14 protein-coding genes are annotated in these 16,994 nt (G+C 58.1%); 9 read left to right on the top strand and 5 right to left on the bottom strand.

Features of this window, described 5'->3' with window-relative positions; genetic code table 11:
* Positions 1–101 precede the first annotated feature (101 nt).
* A complete protein-coding gene (locus EDC27_RS13755) occupies positions 102–1,157 on the top strand; it encodes a methyltransferase domain-containing protein (RefSeq protein ID WP_123291213.1) in 1,056 nt (351 codons plus the stop codon).
* 57 nt (positions 1,158–1,214) lie between these two features.
* Here EDC27_RS13755 and EDC27_RS13750 read toward each other — a convergent pair whose 3' ends face one another.
* Complete coding sequence (locus EDC27_RS13750) at positions 1,215–1,853, bottom strand: TetR/AcrR family transcriptional regulator (RefSeq protein WP_123291212.1); 639 nt, start codon at positions 1,851–1,853, stop codon at positions 1,215–1,217.
* Between the two features lie 137 nt (positions 1,854–1,990).
* Between EDC27_RS13750 and cooS the strand changes: the two genes are divergently transcribed.
* Positions 1,991–3,895: an anaerobic carbon-monoxide dehydrogenase catalytic subunit gene (cooS, locus tag EDC27_RS13745; protein WP_123291211.1), complete on the top strand. Its 1,905-nt coding sequence runs from the start codon at positions 1,991–1,993 to the stop codon at positions 3,893–3,895.
* 323 nt (positions 3,896–4,218) lie between these two features.
* On the opposite strand, the gene EDC27_RS13740 is transcribed toward cooS, so the two are convergent.
* Entirely contained in the window at positions 4,219–4,872 is a 654-nt protein-coding gene (locus tag EDC27_RS13740; RefSeq protein ID WP_170161827.1) for a class I SAM-dependent methyltransferase, read from the bottom strand.
* A complete protein-coding gene (locus tag EDC27_RS13735) occupies positions 4,859–5,551 on the bottom strand; it encodes a translation initiation factor IF-2 (protein WP_170161826.1) in 693 nt (230 codons plus the stop codon). The genes EDC27_RS13740 and EDC27_RS13735 overlap by 14 nt, the downstream gene beginning before the upstream one ends.
* 149 nt (positions 5,552–5,700) lie before the next feature.
* Here EDC27_RS13735 and EDC27_RS13730 point away from each other — a divergent pair, with 149 nt between their 5' ends.
* Both EDC27_RS13730 and EDC27_RS13725 read left to right on the top strand, forming a co-directional pair.
* A complete protein-coding gene (locus EDC27_RS13730; RefSeq protein ID WP_123291208.1) occupies positions 5,701–6,171 on the top strand; it encodes a universal stress protein in 471 nt (156 codons plus the stop codon).
* Entirely contained in the window at positions 6,168–6,362 is a 195-nt protein-coding gene (locus tag EDC27_RS13725) for a ferredoxin (protein WP_123291207.1), read from the top strand. The genes EDC27_RS13730 and EDC27_RS13725 overlap by 4 nt, the downstream gene beginning before the upstream one ends.
* Before the next feature lie 350 nt (positions 6,363–6,712).
* Here the strand turns inward: EDC27_RS13725 and EDC27_RS13720 are convergent, their stop codons facing one another.
* Complete coding sequence (locus EDC27_RS13720) at positions 6,713–6,961, bottom strand: hypothetical protein (RefSeq protein WP_123291206.1); 249 nt, start codon at positions 6,959–6,961, stop codon at positions 6,713–6,715.
* An 849-nt stretch (positions 6,962–7,810) separates the two neighbouring features.
* On the opposite strand from EDC27_RS13720, the gene EDC27_RS13710 reads away from it, so the two are divergent.
* From EDC27_RS13710 to EDC27_RS13690, 5 genes are all read left to right on the top strand, one after another.
* Positions 7,811–10,897 carry a DUF5714 domain-containing protein gene (locus tag EDC27_RS13710; RefSeq protein ID WP_123291204.1) on the top strand — a complete coding sequence of 1,029 codons (3,087 nt, stop codon included), beginning with the start codon at positions 7,811–7,813 and terminating at the stop codon, positions 10,895–10,897.
* Between the two features lie 219 nt (positions 10,898–11,116).
* Entirely contained in the window at positions 11,117–12,661 is a 1,545-nt protein-coding gene (locus EDC27_RS13705) for a mercuric reductase (RefSeq protein ID WP_123291333.1), read from the top strand.
* 696 nt (positions 12,662–13,357) lie between these two features.
* Entirely contained in the window at positions 13,358–13,552 is a 195-nt protein-coding gene (locus tag EDC27_RS13700) for a ferredoxin (RefSeq protein ID WP_123291203.1), read from the top strand.
* A gap of 149 nt (positions 13,553–13,701) precedes the next feature.
* A complete protein-coding gene (locus EDC27_RS13695) occupies positions 13,702–14,880 on the top strand; it encodes an FprA family A-type flavoprotein (protein ID WP_123291202.1) in 1,179 nt (392 codons plus the stop codon).
* Positions 14,881–14,919: 39 nt separating this feature from the next.
* Positions 14,920–15,474 (top strand): hemerythrin domain-containing protein, encoded by a 555-nt coding sequence (locus tag EDC27_RS13690; RefSeq protein ID WP_123291201.1) that lies wholly within the window; start codon positions 14,920–14,922, stop codon positions 15,472–15,474.
* Between the two features lie 119 nt (positions 15,475–15,593).
* Here the strand turns inward: EDC27_RS13690 and EDC27_RS13685 are convergent, their stop codons facing one another.
* The gene (locus EDC27_RS13685; RefSeq protein ID WP_123291332.1) at positions 15,594–16,943 is read right to left on the bottom strand and encodes a multiheme c-type cytochrome; all 1,350 of its coding nucleotides are present in this window, start codon (positions 16,941–16,943) and stop codon (positions 15,594–15,596) included.
* Positions 16,944–16,994: the final 51 nt, after the last annotated feature.

The following is a 16,994-nucleotide window of genomic DNA, read 5'->3' as shown; positions in this document are numbered from 1 at the left end:
TATTTTTCCTAAACCCTCTTGCCATGTCTGCTCAGAGTGGTTTTTTTCAAGAGCGGACAAACCCCGACAGGTTGTTGTCCGCACATGGAAAGGAGCGAGGCATGGTCGAAAGAAACGCAATGCAGGAGAAGGTCCAGCAATGGGTCTACACGGAAGACGCCTTTCAAAGAGTCGATGAGACGGACGATGCGGTCTTTTATCAAACGGATCGCTTTGTTTCTCATTTGGATCGCGTCGCCCTGGAGACGGTGGAACAGATCATCGGTACCCTAATCATCGAGGATCAACCGGTGATTCTGGATCTCATGGCGGGATGGGATTCCCACATTCCCGCTACGGTGCAGCCCGCTGAAGTGGTGGGCTTGGGGCTCAACGTCAACGAACTGAAGTCCAACAAGGCGCTCAGTCGCTACGTGCTTCACGACCTCAACGCCAATCCTCGGCTTCCCTTCGCCGACAACACCTTTGACGTGGTCCTGAATACGGTCTCAGTGGACTACATGACGCAGCCCTTTCGGGTTTTTGCTGAGGTGGCGCGGATCCTCAAACCTGGGGGCATGTTTCTGGTGATTTTTTCCAACCGCATGTTTCCTCAAAAGGCCGTCAAAATCTGGAAGGAAAGCAGCGAAGAAGAACGCATCTTTTTGGTGGAAGATTTTTTTGCCAGCGTGCCGGAATTCGAAAAGACTCACCTGGCCATCTCCAAGGGTAAACCACGCCCTGCCGACGATAAGTATGCCCATCTGGGCCTTCCCAGCGATCCCGTCTACGCCATGTGGGCTGAAAAAAAGGGGGTGCCCAAAGGGCGACGCCCAAGGCCTGTCGTGGCGTTGAATGCAGGTGAGGCGAAGTCGGCTGAGGAGGTTGAACAAAGGAAGCGCCATGTGGCGAAAACCCTCCAATGCCCACACTGTGGAGAGCGCATGAAAAAGTGGAGGGTTCCTCAGACGCCCTTTACCGAATGGGACAATGAGTTTATGTACATTTGCTTCAACGACGCGTGCCCGTACCTCGTGCGAGGCTGGAGCGTCATGGAATCCCAGGGAAACCGTGGGTTTTCCTATCGCATGATGTACAATCCCGACCGCAACATTCTTCTGCCCGTTCCCGTGCCGACCCTGCGCGCTCTGAAAGAAAGCATCGTCGACGAGGAATAAAGGCGAGGTTCTAAAAGGCACCGAGTCAAGGACTGCCGTGCATGCGGCGGTCCTTTTTTATGGCTTCAGGCACTGTCGATAGAGTTTCCAGGCCGTACGGGCATGTTCGGAAAAGTCAAAACGCCCGCCACTCACATGCCACAGAATGGCGGCGGGCTGCACAATACCCAGAAACATAACGGCAGCGGCTTCCGCCGGCACGTCGGAGCGCAGTTCCCCGTCCTGCTGCCCTTCCTGAATGATGGCCGCAATGCGCATGACGTGAGCGTGAATGATTTCGCCCAGCCGAGCTCGCCTTTGCTCGGCATCGCCAATGATCTCCTCGGAAAAAAGGATTCGAGGAAGGGCCTGATGGGACGTGATAAAGAAGACATGCTGCGCCAGCAGGGCATCCAGACGGGCCAGGGACGAAAAGTGTTCCCGCCGCACTTGATCCACGTGTTCTGCAAGACGCTCCCCCACAAGCTCCAAGACCGCATCAAGAATGGCGTCTTTGTTGGCATAATGGCGGTAGAGCGCCGACGGCACCACGCCTAGTTCTCGGGCCAAACGTGACACATTGAGTCGCTTCAAACCCTCACGATTGACGAGGCGCAACGCCGCCTCTGCGATTTCCTGACGGCGCCCCCCACGCCCCCAGGCGGTTGGGGAAGCTTTTCTCGAAGTAGAATTGTCTTTCACTTTACGTGGGGCCATAAAACAACCTTTCCGATCCACCCCTTGACGTTTTTTTTCTCATGAGCTCCAATGAGTGAAGCAAATTTCACTTCACGGCGGCGCGCGAACCTTGCCTGCGCCCCACGGCCAGGGCTTTCTTATCATGGAGGAAGGGTATGGAAAAGGAACGATTGTCGTACCACGTGTCGGTGCAGACCATGGTGGATCGGATTCGGCGCGACGAGATGACCAACATCTGGGACCGGTATGCGGCCCAGGGGCTCGGCAACGATCCGGACAAGCGTTGTCCTTTTTGCATGGGGGGTGTACGCTGTGATCTATGCTCCAATGGGCCGTGTCGAGCTGATGCGGAAAAGGACAAGCGGGGTGTATGCGGCATCAAGGCGGACGGCATGGCCATGCGCATGATGGTGCTGCGCAATGTCTTGGGCGCCTCCACTTACCATTATCACACGGAACAGACCTTGCGCACCCTGCGGGCCACGGCTCAAGGCCGAACCCCTTTTGGGCTGGCGGAGCCGCAGAAGCTAAAAGCGTTTGCGGAGCGCCTGGGCGTGGACACCTCGGGGTCGGCGGAAGAGACGGCGTTGCGCCTGTGTGATTTTGCCCAGCACGATTTCAACAAGCCGGCCCATGAACCCAGTGACATTGTGGCCCGCCTGGCTCCGCCGGACCGCCAGGCCCTGTGGAAGAAGTTGGATATCTTTCCGGGAGGCATCTACGGCGAGATGCTGCGCGCCACCAGTTCCTGCCTCACCAACGTGGACGGCTATTATGTGAGTCTGGCCCTCAAGGCCATGCGCATGTCCGTGGCCATGGCGTATCAGAGCCAGATTGTCAACGAAGACTGCCAGGACGTGCTCTTTGGCATTCCCAGGCCCCATCGCATGCGCGTGGACTTAGGCGTGCTGGACCCCGACTACGTGAACGTGCTTCCCAACGGCCATGAGCCCTTTCTGGGTTTTGCCATGGTCCAACTGGCTCGCCAGCCCGAATGGCAACAAAAGGCCAGAGCCGCAGGAGCCAAGGGCCTGCGGGTTGTGGCCTCCATCGAAACGGGCCAGGAAATGATTCAGCGCTGGACCATGGACGAGGCCTTTTACGGCTTTACGGGCAACTGGATCATGCAGGAGGCGGTCTTGGCCAGCGGTTGCGTGGATCTCTTTGCCTGCGACATGAACTGTTCCATGCCCATTGATCCCCTGTACGCGCAGAAGTATCACTTCAAACTCATTCCAGTCAGTGATCTCGTCGCCTTTGAAGGCATAACGGATCGTCTGGATTACGTGCCGGAAAAGGCGGCCGAACAGGCCGCGACCCTTCTGACCATGGCCATTGAAAACTTCCCTGAGCGGCGAAAGGGTGTCGAACCGGTGACCGGCCTGCGGCTCGGTGAAGCGGTGGTGGGCTTTTCCACGGAAAGCATCCTCGAGGCCCTGGGCGGGTCTCTGGACCCTCTGCTCAAGGCTATCAAGGATGGCGCCATTCGTGGTGTGGCAGGATTCGTCTCCTGCACCACTCTGAGGGATTCCGGCCAAGATGTGCACAGCGTGCGCATGGCCAAGGAACTCATCAAGCGAGACATCCTCGTGTTGTCCATGGGCTGTGGCAATGCGGCTCTGCAAGTGGCCGGACTGTGTCTTCCCGAAGCCAAGGCTCTGGCGGGCCCGGGCCTCAAGGCGGTCTGTGAAGCTCTAGGGGTGCCGCCGGTTCTCAGCTATGGCACCTGCACGGACACGGGCCGCTGCGCGGATTTGGTGGCTGCGATCTCCCAGGCGCTTGGAGGGGTTCCCATTCCCGATCTTCCCGTGGTGGCCTGCGCCCCGGAATACATGGAACAAAAGGCCACCATCGATGCCATCTTTGCCTTGGCTTTTGGGCTCTACACCTATGTGAATCCTGTGCCCAACGTCACGGGAGCGCCCAATCTGGTGAAGCTGCTCACCGAGGATCTCACGGACGTGACCGGAGGTCTGCTCAACGTCAACCCAGATGCCCAGGAAGCTGCCGATGCGCTCCTGGCGCACATTGAAAAGAATCGCCAAAAGCTCGGCCTTTAACGTCGTGTTTTCCAAGGGGAGCAAAAGGCCCGTCGCCAAGACCTTCACGAACCCATGGCCTGCTGGCAAGGCGCTGCACCCCTCTTTGGGAGAGCGATCGGCTTCTATGGGGCCTTTCGTTCCCCCGCCTTGTCAGCACCTTTGCTCGGCGGGTTTGAGGCCGACATCGGTTGGGCGAATGGCTTCTGGGCTTGGAGGGGCGGCCCTTGTGGCCGCTCATGATTTTCGGACCACGCAGACGCCGTCCCTCAGAAGAAGCGCTGACCCTTTGGATTGGGGCGGGCGGCAGGCCCGGAATTATAGCTGACATGATGCCTGTCAAATCACCCTGAAGACGGGGTTTCCCACCGGCCTTCAAAAAGCCCCACCGTGCCCTGAAGCCAAAGGGTGCGGGACATGAGCCGAAGGCCGGCGGCGGTGAGCACCCCATCGGCGGCGCCCCGTTGCATGTAATCCCTAAAGGCACGGTAATGGACGCGTCCTGCCATGCGTTCAATGCACGCCAGGAATCCGGCCGCAAGTCGAGCACGCCTGTCATTGGGGCGGACATAGTCTAAGACCACCACGAGGCCGCCAGAGTTCAAGACACGGCGCCCTTCGGCCAACATGGCCAGGCGTTGCGGATGGGGTTTTTCATGAAGGGCGAAAGAAAAGACGAGAGCGTCAAACGCTTGGTCAGGAAATGGAAGCCGAAGAGCGTCACCAAGGACAAAGGAGGATGTGCCTGCACGCTCCCTGGCTCGGGCGCGACAAAGCATGGCCGCGGAGATGTCAATACCCACGGCGCGCAGACCTGCAGCACGAAGCTTGACCACCTGCGTACCCGTTCCGCACCCCACATCCAAGACTCTGGAAAGCTCGCGCCGCTGAAGGGCACGTGTCATGCCATTGCGGCACCCCTCCAACACCACATCCACCAGGTGGTAGACGCGTGAAATCGTGCCGTAATCATCTTTGGCTTTGTCAGCTCTTTTCATACACTTCCACCAGATCATGCAGGCGGGCGCCTTTCCAGTCGGGGATCTTGATCCCGACCTGACGGCCCTTGACGGCTTCCTGGACGGGTTTTCGGTCGATTTGCATGGATTGAATGACGCCGGAATACACGGGGCCCATGGCTGAAATGACGCGGAAAGGAGCGCCCACTCGAAACATGCCCTCGGTGATGTGGCACCCGATGATGATCCCGTGCCGACTGCTCTTGAAAAGGGCGATGATTGTGCCTTGGCCCAGAATCTTTCCCGACGTCGTCGGGCCGCTCGCTGCCTCCGAAGCTGGCGACACGCGGGCCGCCAGGGCGGCCACCAGATCGTGAATCACATCAGAGAGCAGAATGTCCACACCCATGTCTCGGGCCACCATGCCCACCTTAGGTCCCAAGCCCACCCCAAGTCCTAGAACCAGGTGGCTTGCCGTGGCCGCCATTAGAACATCGGACTTGGAGACCTCGCCGACACCGCGGTGAATGATCTTGATGCGCCTCCCCTCTGAAGCGATTTTTCCCAGCGCCGCTTCGAGAGCTTCACAAGTGCCCACCGTGTCCGCCTTGATGACCACCTCAAGAGCAGGGTGCTGAGCTGTGCTCTGGACAGGGGATTTGGCGATGGCTTTTTCTTTGCTCTTCCCGGAAGACTTTTTTGCTTTATGCTCAGGCATTTTCATTAACCCTCCCGAGCGCCGCGGCGGGCTTCAAACCTCATCGGCGACGGTCCAGCTTCTAAGCAGCGTCTCACCGCCTCTTGTGATCCCTTCTGAACACGCTTAGTTTTAGATCAAAAGTTCGACTTAATGCAAAGGAGGCCGCCATGAAAGTCAACAAAATTCTCTGGCCGACGGATCTTTCCAAGAGTTCGTCAGCTGCCTTACCTTACGTGCTGGATCTGGCGGGTAAGTTCGGCTCGGAGGTGTTTCTTCTGTTTGTGGTCGAAGATATGTCAGGGCATGAGCCCTGGTATGGCGAGTGGGGGCGAAAGCATCTGGAGGCCTTTCATCAGTGGATTGTCAAGGAAGCGGAAGATCGACTGGACGCCTTGTGTCGTGAACATTTGCAGGGATGCCCAAGGTTTCGACGGCTCGTGCTCGGGGGAGATCCGGCAAGAAAGATCCTCCAAACCATAGATGACGAAGACATCGATTTGGTGGTGCTCACCAGCCACGGGCTCAAAGGACACTTTCCCTTCGGCAGTGTGGCTGAACGCGTGGTTCGAAACGCCAAGAAGCCGGTTCTGGTGGTTCGACCGCACACCTCGGGAGACGGCACGGGAGGTTTGTCATGAAAGTTCGCATCGATGAGGAATTGTGTATGGGAGATCGCAATTGCAGCAAAGTGTGCCCCGAAGTTTTTCAGTACGATGAAGACCAATTGCTTTCGCGGGTAATGGTGGACGTCGTCCCTGCGCATCTGGAGGCGAAAGTGCGGCAGGCGGCGGAAGAGTGCGCCCCGGGGGCGATCCTCATCGAGGAATAAGACACTCGGTGAACGAGGCCGCCAGTGCCCCATTTTGAGCGACGAGAGGGTTGATGACGCCGAACACGACGGTCTAAGGGCAATGCGAAGGTGTATTGATCAGCCCAACGGCTGTGGGCAACAAAATGACCAGTGGTATTCCCTAAAAAAAGGACGGAGAGGGTCCTTCCTGGGAGCGCGGGCCTCTGGCCCGCGCAAAACTGGAGGAACTCACCCTCCGGTATCAACGAGTAAAACCTTGTTGAATACAGGGTAAGGGCCAAATTCTTAGGAGGCTCATCGAGGCCACCATAACGGAAAATCCCAACCGCATGATTCACTGATCCATGGTCAGTTGGTTATCCATGGCTTTAAAGCGCTTTTTCCGCAGCGTTGAAGTGAGCCATGTGAATTTCCGGCAAGGCCTTGATTTCTTCTTCCATGCGACCGACCTTTTTTCTGAGGGCCAATTCGCGGGCACGCGGCTCATTTTTCGACACAAAAGCGGCAATCTTTTCGTAAAACAGCGCGTCCGCCTTGTCTCGAAGCACCTCGGTCACATGCGGGGCGATCCAGTGTCTGAGTTCGTTTTCGTTCACAGAAAGAGAGGATTCGGCCATGAGTTCAATCCTTTTGAAAGCCGATTTTCATGCCCTTTTCTAAAATCCGTGGCCACTCAGGGACAAGAACGTCGACCTGCAGCAATTATGATCCCATGACTAAGCTTCAAAGCCCGTGGTCCACACGGCGTTCATGGCTTCAGTCGTCCCTTTGTCTCACAGCATTCCAAGGCCATGATTTGCGCCGTTCTTGATCTTTCGAATCACCCTTGCCTATAAGGATCTTCGCGGTTCCCTATGCGGCGTGGCTGTTTCAGGAGGATGAACGCCTTTCGCTTTTGATGATCCTTCACACCGAAGTGCCCAGGAGCCTTGGTCGGGGCAGCGGTTCTTGTGAATGGCACTTCATGCGGCCGTCTTCTTCCGCAGCCGTCCCTTGCTGCCAATCCTTAACTTTGGCGTCACGGGCGTGGGTTTCACCTGCGTCTTTGTGCACTTTTCGGGATCGGACCTGGCCCTGGCGCAAACCGGCGCAGTCACACTCGGCGTCCTTACCCCAAGTTATGACCGGGCCGATGAGGGCTCACAGGATGGCCAGAGCGGCACTGCACCGGAAGGTTCAAAGGCAAGACAACTCGGATCAGCCCAACGATGGAACACGGGAAGGGGGGGACCGAGCAGTATGACGCTTCACGAGGACCGAACGAAGAAAGCGGAACTGGACACGACGAAGCCATGAAATCGTTTCTTGAGGATTGGAGTTTCCTGGAGGGCACGTCACAGCCCACCGCCTGCGGGCATTTGCGGCACAGAATGATTAGCAGATGAAGGTAAAGCGCGGTGAGAGTGCGGCTGAGGAGATTTCCCGGAATTGTTTTCCACTTGCCCAAAGCACCGAGGAGTTGATCGATGCCCTTTGAACCTCACGAATGGCGGCGACTTTTTTGGGAAGACATTCCCGTTTATGTTCGGCCCGATCCGCCCTGCTGGTTCGTTCCCAACGAAGCGGCCGACCGTCTTCTTCAAAAAGCGCTGAAAGACCCGAGTGTTCTCGAAACTCCGGAAGGCGCTCGCTTTCGAGAGCGTCTTCCCGACGGGTGCCCTTCCGATTATACGGGGCGAGGGGACGTGCTGCGCCTGAACGGTCTCAAGGAGTTCTGGATCCATCTCACGGACCGCTGCAATCTGTCCTGCACCCATTGCCTTTTTGCAGCTTCGCCGTCTCGGTCTCGAGAGCTTTCGACGAACGTGGCACTCCAAGCCGTCCGCCAGGCCCACGCACTGGGCTGCCGCCTCTTTGCCCTCACCGGGGGTGAGCCCTTCGTTTATCGCGAATTTCCCGCCATAGTTCATGAAATTCTTCGCCTGCCGGATACCCATGTGGTGGTGCTCACCAATGCGTTGGGCGCCCGAGCCGTCCTGACAAGACACCGGTGGAATCCCGAAAGGCTGCACCTTCAAGTGAGCCTGGACGGCCTGGAAAAGCGCCATGATGCCGTGCGCGGCAAAGGCGCCTTTTCACGAACGGTTCGCGAACTGCGAGCCCTTTCCCGCAGGGGTTTTCCATTCACTCTGTCCATGTGTCCCACTCGATCGAACCTGGCCGACGTGTCGCACCTCGCGGACGTGGCACGAGACCTGGGCGCATCCAACATCCACTTCATGTGGTATTTCGTGCGGGGTCGAGGTGTGCCGAACGAATTCGTTCCCACTGATGAACTCTTCGATGCCGTGCGCCGAACCGTTGAACGCGCCGAACTCCTGGGCGTTTCGGTGGACAATGTGCGAGCGCTTGCCTCCCAGGTCTTTTCACCGCCGGGAACGCGTCATGACGGCACCGGCATGGCCTGGGAATCGTTGGCTCTCGGCCCCGACGGAAACCTTTATCCGTCGGCGGCTCTGGTGGGCCTTGCCGAACTGGCGGTCCCGTGGCCTCACGGCCTGGAAAAGGCCTGGAAGAAGAGCTCCGTCTTTGAGCGAATTCGGCGGGAAACGGTTGCAGCGCTCGAGCATCCGCTGCGCTTCCTTTTGGGAGGAGGCGATTCGGACCACAGCTACCTGGCTGCCGGCCGATTTCTGGGCGCCGACCCCTACATGGATCTCTACGAAAGGCTGGCACAATGGCTCATCGTGCGTCGCGCTTCGGAACCCGCCGTCACCCATCGGCCCGCACTGAGGCTCAAGATGGGAGACGTCCTGCAAAGTTGTGCAAAGGCTGACCATGGGGTCACTTTCACCCATTCCAACTGCCTGTTGGCTCTGGCTTCTCCATCGAGCCTGTCCGTCGTGCGAGACTTTTATGCCGAAGCTGCGGTGCGCCCCAAGTTGGACATTCTCAATCCCGCGACCTACCCTGTGGAATGGATGGCTCACGTTCCGGAAAAATACCGGTTTCGCGGCTACGGATGCGGCAGTCCCGTGGTGGATGCCGAACTTCAAGAGGGTGAGACGGTGGTGGATCTGGGCTGTGGAAGTGGCCTGGAATGCTTTATGGCGGCCAAGCAGGTGGGGCAAAATGGGCGCGTTATCGGCATCGACATGCTGGAAGCCATGCTGCAGCGAGCTCGGGAGGGAGCTCGCGCCACGGTGAAGCGCCTTGGCTATGACAACATGGCCTTTTGCCGTGCCCTTTTGGAAAGCCTTCCTCTGAAAGACCATACGGCGCATGTGGTCGTTTCCAACTGCGTGCTCAACTTGTCCAGCGACAAACGCGGCGCCTTTCAAGAAATCTATCGCGTACTGCGGCCGGGCGGACGGCTGGTGGTTTCCGACGTCGTGTGCGACACCGACCCCGATTCGTCCATTCGAAACGACCCCGTGCTTCACGGCGAATGCCTCGCCGGCGCGCTCACGCAAAGGGATCTTGTGGGTCTTCTGGAAGAATCCGGCTTTCAGACGATTCGTTTTCTTAAAAGATTTCCCTACCGCACGGTGCGCGGCCATCGCTTCTACAGCCTCACTTTTGAAGCCCGAAAAGAAGCGGACGCAGACACCGTTTCCGTCCTCTATCCAGGCCCCTTTGCCTTGGTTCAGACTTTTGGCGGCAAGACGCTCAGGCCCGGCTCCGTGGAACATATTCCGACGTCGGAAGCGGAAATTCTGGATGACCAATTGTGGATTTTGGACGATGCGGGCGCCGTGACAAACCGGCAAGGAGAAGGCGGCTGCGCGTGCGCTCGGCCGGAAGACCGGGCCGCCACCGGTTCCGTTGCGCCGATGCGGCGAACGCCCGTTTCATCCAGTCTGACAACTGGTCAAAGCATTGCGCTTCGGCGCCGTTCCGGCTGCATGGTGTGCGGAGAACCTCTTTGCTACGCACCGTCCGAACGTTTGCAGACGTGCACCTACTGCGGGGATCGGTTCTTGTCGTCGGCCCACTGCGTCAAGGGTCACTTCGTCTGCGATGCCTGCCATTCCGGGGACGCCCTGGCGGTCATGGAACACCTGTGCCTTTCTTCCAACGAAACGGACCTGATCTTGCTCATGGACAAAATCCGCCGGCACCCGGCCATGCCCGTTCATGGACCCGAACACCACGCACTGGTGCCCGCCGTCATTGTGACCGCTTCCCGCAATGCAGGGGAAGCGGTGAGCGACGAGGCTATCCGCTCAGCCCTTCGCCGTGGATCCCAGGTTCCCGGAGGATCCTGCGGGTTCATGGGCTGTTGCGGCGCGGCGGTGGGGGTCGGGATCGCCTTTTCCATTCTGCTGGAAGCCAATCCGGTCAAAGGTCGGCAACGCTGCGTGGCCCAGCAGGCCACCCTGGCGGCCTTGGCGGCGATTTCCTCTCTGGATGCGGCCCGCTGCTGCCAGCGTGACTCCTGGATCGCTCTCAAGAAGGCCGCGGAACTTTCCGAACCGTTTCTAGGCCGGAGTCTTTCGGCCAACCACACGCTCAAGTGCCGCCAGCAGGCCAGAAACCTTGAATGCGAGGGGGCTCGATGCCCGGTCATGAGAAGCCTTAACGGTCGCGTCGGTGAGGGACTCTTGGCGTAAGCTGGAATGGGCGTTCAGCGCTAAGGGCTAAGCTTCCAGAATTGAAGAAAAAAGGGCGCGGGTCCATCCCGCGGAAAAGCGGTGTGCTTCGATGGCTTTTAGGATCGGCACACGATGCGAACAAAGGCCCCGGCGGGGTTGAAGAGGTGGGTGAAGGGCACGTCATCGGTCCCGACAAGCCACCCAAGAGGTATGGGAACGCAAGGTGAAGAAGAAACCATGAGCCCTTTGAAAGAGCGCTGGATCCAACTGGAGCCATGGGATGAGTGGAATCGAGAACTGGCTGCGTTGATCCGCCCCGCGGATTGGAAGCCTCCCGTACCGGCCTTTCGCTATAACCTGGTGGTTATCGGAGCGGGCACCGCTGGGCTGGTGACCGCCGCCGGAGCCGCCGGCCTGGGCGCCAAAGTGGCCCTGGTGGAAAGGCACCTCTTGGGCGGCGACTGCCTCAACGTGGGCTGCGTCCCTTCCAAGGCCATCATCGCGGCGTCCCGGGCCGCCGCGAGCGTTCGCAAAGCTCACCGTTTTGGCATCCACGTGCGGCAAGGCGCCCGGGTGGACTTTTCCCAGGTCATGGAACGCATGAGGCGCCTTCGAGCCTCCATTGCCTCAAACGATTGCGCTCAGCGCTTTGCCGACTTGGGTGTGGACATCTTTTTCGGAAACGCCCGCTTCGTGGATTCGGAAACGGTGGATGTGGACGGGACCCGACTGCGGTTTCACAAGGCCGTCATCGCCACCGGGGCTCGAGCGGCGGTTCCGCCCATACCCGGCCTCAACAGGGTGCCCCACCTCACCCATGAAACGCTCTTTTCGCTCACGGAACTTCCCAAACGATTCGGCATCATCGGCGCCGGCCCTATCGGCTGCGAAATGGCGCAAGCCTTTGCCCGACTCGGATCCAAGGTCTTTGTGGTGGAAGCGGCACACGGCATTCTGCCGCGCGAAGATTCGGATGCGTCGGCTGTCGTCTTGAAGGCCATGGAAGCTGACGGCGTGGAGCTTTTATGCTGCGGGCGGGACCTGGTCCTGGAACCGGGGAAGGGCGGATCCGTGCGCATGCATGTGCACACCCACGGCCGGGCGACCCGTGTGGCGGTGGACCGGCTTCTGGTGGCGGTGGGTCGAGCCCCCAACCTGGAAGGACTGGATCTGGAACGCGTGGGGGTGGATGCGACACCCAAGGGTGTGGTGGTGGACGACGGCCTTCGAACCACTAATCCGAGGATCTATGCGGCAGGGGATGTGTGTTCCCCCTACCAGTTCACCCATGCGGCCGATTTCATGGCCCGCATCGTGATTCAAAACGCCCTTTTTTGGGGTCGAGCCAAGGCCAGTGCCCTCACCATTCCTTGGTGCACCTATACGGATCCGGAAATCGCTCACGTGGGGCTCTATGAAAAAGAAGCTCGGCACCAAGGCATACCGGTGCAGACCTTGACGCTTCCCCTCTCGGAAGTGGATCGCGCCGTCCTGGAAGACTGCGCCGAAGGGTTGGTTCGAGTGCATGTGCGGAAAGGTTCCGATCGTATCCTGGGGGCGACCATTGTGGCATCCAACGCCGGGGACCTCATCGGGGAGCTGAGCTTGGCCATGACGCATCGAATCGGCCTCAAGGGTCTGGCCGCCGCCATTCACCCTTACCCCACCGTGGGGGAAGCCCTGCGCAAGGTCGGCGATCTCTACAACCGATCGCGGATCACCCCATCAATCAAAAGGCTTCTCACCAAGATCATGGCTTGGCGTCTGTGGAAGCCGATGTGAAGCGGCAGGCGGGACCGTGCCCGCACGCAAACCTCCACCGGAGTCCGGAACTGGGGCATGCGCAAGCCCACAGGTGCCCGAAATGTGTCCTTTACGGACAAGGCGAATGCGGTGCGCTGCATGCACACTTCTCGGTTTTTTCCTTGTTCTTGTCCTCCGCCAGAACGGCTTTTCGCCCCCACAGATCGCATTGCCCTTTTTCCGTGACGCAAGGCTGTGGCGGCGCCTCGGCTCCACAGAGGCCACAGTGGGGCATGGAAAATCACCACCTTTCTTTCCGCTATGGGCATGCCTGATTTCAACAATTTTGGACCCTTGGGAATCTTTCTGTAGCGAAGGCTTCACCGGAGGCTCTGCGGTGCTTCAAAATACAAACCTTCACGCTGTGCTACGCGGCGCCTTCACTTCACCCATTTCCGATTGCCGACACCCATGACGGTTCTATGAAAGACGCCTAGGCACCCAGCCCCTTCAAAAGGAAAGCGTCGACTCAAAGTACCCACAGGTGAATCCTATTTCTCCTTAAAAACCGTCGCATGACACCTTTTATATCTTTTCAAATTCCATGAATGACAGAGATAAAAATACCTTCGCCCCGTTGACAGGGGTCTGGAGTTGAATTATCAAAGTCGCGAAGTGAAAGCAAATTCACATCTCAACGTGGTTGCCACGAGTGGGCGAGAAAGGAGGCGCGACATGGAACGCAGGATTGCTCTGGACGAGGAATGCTGTTTGGGTTGTGAAACCTGCGTGGAGCTCTGCCCTCACGTGTTTGCGATGGATTCGGACAAAGAAAAAGCCTATGTGCTGGACGAGGCTGCGGGCGATGAGGCCTGCATTGAAGAGGCCATGGCGTCCTGTCCGGCCGAATGCATTAGCTGGGAAGACTGAGCCCATGCGTGAGGATGCTGCATGGCAGATGGTTTAAACCCGTGGAGGGTGAGCTCGAAGCTGCTTTGTGGGGCCATTTGAACGCCGGGATGTGCCGCGCTTGTGGCCGATAGGCTTTTGCCCAACAACCACGGGAAAGGAGCACGCTGATGGATCAAAGAAAAATCACCGAAAGGGTTTTCTGGCTGGGTGCCGTGGATTGGGATCGGCGTCTCTTTGACGCTCTCATACCACTTCCCGACGGCACTTCCTACAATGCCTACCTGGTTCGGGGAAGCGAAAAGACGGCTTTGCTGGACACCGTCGATCCCCCCATGGCTCCAAAGCTGCTCGCCCAACTTGACGGGGCTCAGGATCTCGATTTCATTGTATCGCACCATGCCGAACAGGATCACTCAGGAACCATCCCGCTTGTCCTGGAACGCTTTCCGAAAGCGAAAGTGGTCTGCACTCCCAAGGCGAAGGGCATGCTTGAGGACCTGCTTTACCTTCCCGAAAATGTCTTCGTAACCGTGGATGACGGGGACACTCTTAGTCTAGGGGATCGCACCTTAAAGTTCCTGCACACGCCCTGGGTTCATTGGCCGGAAACTATGGTGACCTACCTGCCCGAAGAGGGCATCCTTTTCAGTTGCGACTTTTTCGGCTCGCACATCGCCTCGAGCGATCTTTTCGTGGTCGATCAGGGGCAGGTCCGTGAGGCTTTCAAGAGGTACTTCGCTGAGATCATGATGCCTTTTCGAGCGGTCATTGCAAAGAACCTTGAAAAGGTCAAAGCCCTGGACCTTCGTATGATCGCTCCGAGTCATGGCCAAATCCTTGATGATCCGTCCTGGATTATAGAAGCCTATCGAAGTTGGATTTCCAACCCACCAAGAAACCTGGTGGTGCTTCCCTTTGTATCCATGCACGACAGCACCCGGCGCATGGTGGACCACTTCATTTCGGCTCTGGCCTTACAAGGCGTTGCCGTGGAACCGTTCAACCTGACCGTCGCCGATATTGGAAAACTCGCCATGGCGCTGGTGGATGCCGCAACGCTGGTTGTCGCGACACCGACGGTTTTGGCCGGTCCTCACCCTCTAGCCGCTTACGCCGCATTTGTCGCCAATGCCCTTCGGCCGAAAGCAAAACTCTTGTCCGTGATTGGTTCTTATGGATGGGGAGGGAAGACCGTGGAGATGCTGTCCAGCATGTTTTTCAACCTCAAGGTGGAGGTTTTGGATCCCGTGCTGTGCAAGGGGTTGCCAACCTATAAAGATTTCGAAGCCCTAGACCGACTGGCCTCGACCATCGCGTCGAAGCATCGCGAAAACGGATTTTCCTGAACCGGGCCGTGGCGAGCCAGTTCATAAGGAGGGATGGTCATGAAATCCATCGATGAATTGAAAAGTGAACACAGGGGCATCGAAAGCATGCTCGAAATCCTGAAAACGTTGAGCGCAAAGATCGGCCGTGAGGAGAAGGTCCTCGAGGGGGATTTGGATGGCCTGTTGGAGTTCTTCAAGGTTTTTGTGGACCGCTGCCATCACGGAAAGGAAGAAGATTTTCTTTTTCCGGCGTTGGAAGCGGTTGGCGTGCTGCGAGAGGGCGGTCCCATCGGTGTGATGTTGGCCGAACATCAACAGGGGAGAGCTCTTGTTGCCAAGCTGGAAGATGCGAGAGCCCTCATTCGGGCGGGAGGTTCCAAAGGGCGTTCTCTCTTGCAGGAGACGGCGGGCCGATACGATGTGCTTTTAAGAAACCATATCAACAAGGAGGAGAACCTCTTGTTTGCCATGGCCGAGGCGCGTCTTGGACCTTCTGAAGACGAAGACCTCCATGAAGCTTTTGGTCGACTGGAGCGCGAGCGCATCGGGTCTGGCAAGCACCAGGCGTTTCATGATCTTATGGAACAGCTTCACAAAAGACATCAAGCTTGAAACGAACCGGACTGTCCCTTGGGCATGGGAAAAATTGGCGCGCCCCGGGGCTTGAAAAGGCGAAAGAAGAGCCGAGGGGCGCGGGCTCCTCGGCTCCGTCTTCGAAACGCTCGAGCGTTCTATTGGCCGAAGACCTCCTTTGGGCGCTCCGTGCTGCCCGTGGCGTTGGGATAATCGGTGGCCTTGTAGGCCTTCTGGTTGGATTGCAGCAGGTGGCGCGCTTCTTCCATAAAATTGTTGTATCGCTTCTTGCATTCGTAAAAGCCGTGCCACCAGGCATAATCCGGCGCCATCATGGCCGCACCCATGCGGGCTCGGCGCCCTTCATGATGCCACAATTCATAGTATTCCACTTCCAGCCGCTCATCAAAGAACTTGGTCTTGTCCAGCAAACCCTTGTCGTAGAGCTCATCCAGCATGGCCTTTGCCGGCTTGAAATAGACCTCGTTGTATTCCTGAATCACTTTGTCCAGTTTGGCGTAATGGTCCACGACCCAGGTCTTGCCGTGGCATTGCATGCAGATGACCTGCATCTTTTCCCGCTCCACCTGCCAGTTGGTCTGAGCCGGAAATGCTGCAAATTCAGAAGGGCGCACCGTCAAGGGCGCCTGGGTTTCCCATGAGAGCCTTTCGGTGACGTCGTGTGAGGTGAGCACAGAACCGGCCCCGGACATGTGACATCCCGCGCAGGTGGGCGCACGATAATCCACACCCGGCGTCCAGGTGCCCGGAGCGGCGTTCCAATTGTACTGATCACCAAAAGCGGTGTAGATGTCTCCGTGCTTCGATTCCATATAGATTTCTATCTGCGGGTGATCCGGCCCCAAATGACACTGACCGCACGCCTCGGGTTTGCGCGCTTCCATGACAGAGAAGCGGTGCCGGGTGTGGCAACTGGTGCAGCTCCCTTTGCTGCCGTCCAAATTAACGCGGCCCACGCCCACGTTGGGCCATGTAGCCGGATCCAACGTGCCGTCTTTCATTCGGAGCACGGTGCCGTGGCAGTGAAAGCAGCCCGCTTCGCGTTCCGCATTGCTGTTCATGCCCAACTGCAGCCACGGATCAATTTTCCAAATGATCTCCACGGTGTTGGCATGCTTGCTTCGGCTGTATTGCTTGGCCTCGTCGGGATGGCACCGTGAGCAATCCTTGGGCGTGACCACGGCCGCCACGGGAACGCGGTAGTCCTTGTTCCCATAGGGCACATCGTTTCTTTCGTACTGCTTATAATGTTCTTGGCTCACATCGGGGTCGAACGCTTCCGCCTGATGACAATCCAGGCACGTGATGTTGGCGCTGGCATGCCGGCTGTGTGCCCAGTCGGCAAACACGCCCGGACTTTCCTTGCGGTGGCACTCAATGCAGGCCACGGCTTCCTTGGGCATGCTGCGCTCAATACGAAATTCCTTGGACTTGGGCGTGTTCACCGCCGTCTGGGCCAAAGCCGCCGCCGCCAGGGCCACGCCCATCAGCAGTATGCCCCCCAACACCTTATTCCGCCGACGTCTTTTCTTCACGGC

The sequence above is a fragment of the Desulfosoma caldarium genome (genome assembly GCF_003751385.1).
GTDB lineage: Bacteria > Desulfobacterota > Syntrophobacteria > Syntrophobacterales > DSM-9756 > Desulfosoma > Desulfosoma caldarium.
The sequence above is the reverse complement of the archived record's forward strand: the minus strand, read 5'-3'. Positions and strand labels throughout refer to the sequence as shown.

What these genes read in the sequence shown, in the direction of transcription:
- EDC27_RS13755 (WP_123291213.1), top strand. Translation starts at nt 102, where the DNA reads ATGGTCGAAAGAAACGCAATGCAGGAGAAGGTCCAGCAATGGGTCTAC.
- EDC27_RS13750 (WP_123291212.1), bottom strand. Translation starts at nt 1,853, where the DNA reads ATGGCCCCACGTAAAGTGAAAGACAATTCTACTTCGAGAAAAGCTTCC.
- cooS (WP_123291211.1), top strand. Translation starts at nt 1,991, where the DNA reads ATGGAAAAGGAACGATTGTCGTACCACGTGTCGGTGCAGACCATGGTG.
- EDC27_RS13740 (WP_170161827.1), bottom strand. Translation starts at nt 4,872, where the DNA reads ATGAAAAGAGCTGACAAAGCCAAAGATGATTACGGCACGATTTCACGC.
- EDC27_RS13735 (WP_170161826.1), bottom strand. Translation starts at nt 5,551, where the DNA reads ATGCCTGAGCATAAAGCAAAAAAGTCTTCCGGGAAGAGCAAAGAAAAA.
- EDC27_RS13730 (WP_123291208.1), top strand. Translation starts at nt 5,701, where the DNA reads ATGAAAGTCAACAAAATTCTCTGGCCGACGGATCTTTCCAAGAGTTCG.
- EDC27_RS13725 (WP_123291207.1), top strand. Translation starts at nt 6,168, where the DNA reads ATGAAAGTTCGCATCGATGAGGAATTGTGTATGGGAGATCGCAATTGC.
- EDC27_RS13720 (WP_123291206.1), bottom strand. Translation starts at nt 6,961, where the DNA reads ATGGCCGAATCCTCTCTTTCTGTGAACGAAAACGAACTCAGACACTGG.
- EDC27_RS13710 (WP_123291204.1), top strand. Translation starts at nt 7,811, where the DNA reads ATGCCCTTTGAACCTCACGAATGGCGGCGACTTTTTTGGGAAGACATT.
- EDC27_RS13705 (WP_123291333.1), top strand. Translation starts at nt 11,117, where the DNA reads ATGAGCCCTTTGAAAGAGCGCTGGATCCAACTGGAGCCATGGGATGAG.
- EDC27_RS13700 (WP_123291203.1), top strand. Translation starts at nt 13,358, where the DNA reads ATGGAACGCAGGATTGCTCTGGACGAGGAATGCTGTTTGGGTTGTGAA.
- EDC27_RS13695 (WP_123291202.1), top strand. Translation starts at nt 13,702, where the DNA reads ATGGATCAAAGAAAAATCACCGAAAGGGTTTTCTGGCTGGGTGCCGTG.
- EDC27_RS13690 (WP_123291201.1), top strand. Translation starts at nt 14,920, where the DNA reads ATGAAATCCATCGATGAATTGAAAAGTGAACACAGGGGCATCGAAAGC.
- EDC27_RS13685 (WP_123291332.1), bottom strand. Translation starts at nt 16,943, where the DNA reads ATGGGCGTGGCCCTGGCGGCGGCGGCTTTGGCCCAGACGGCGGTGAAC.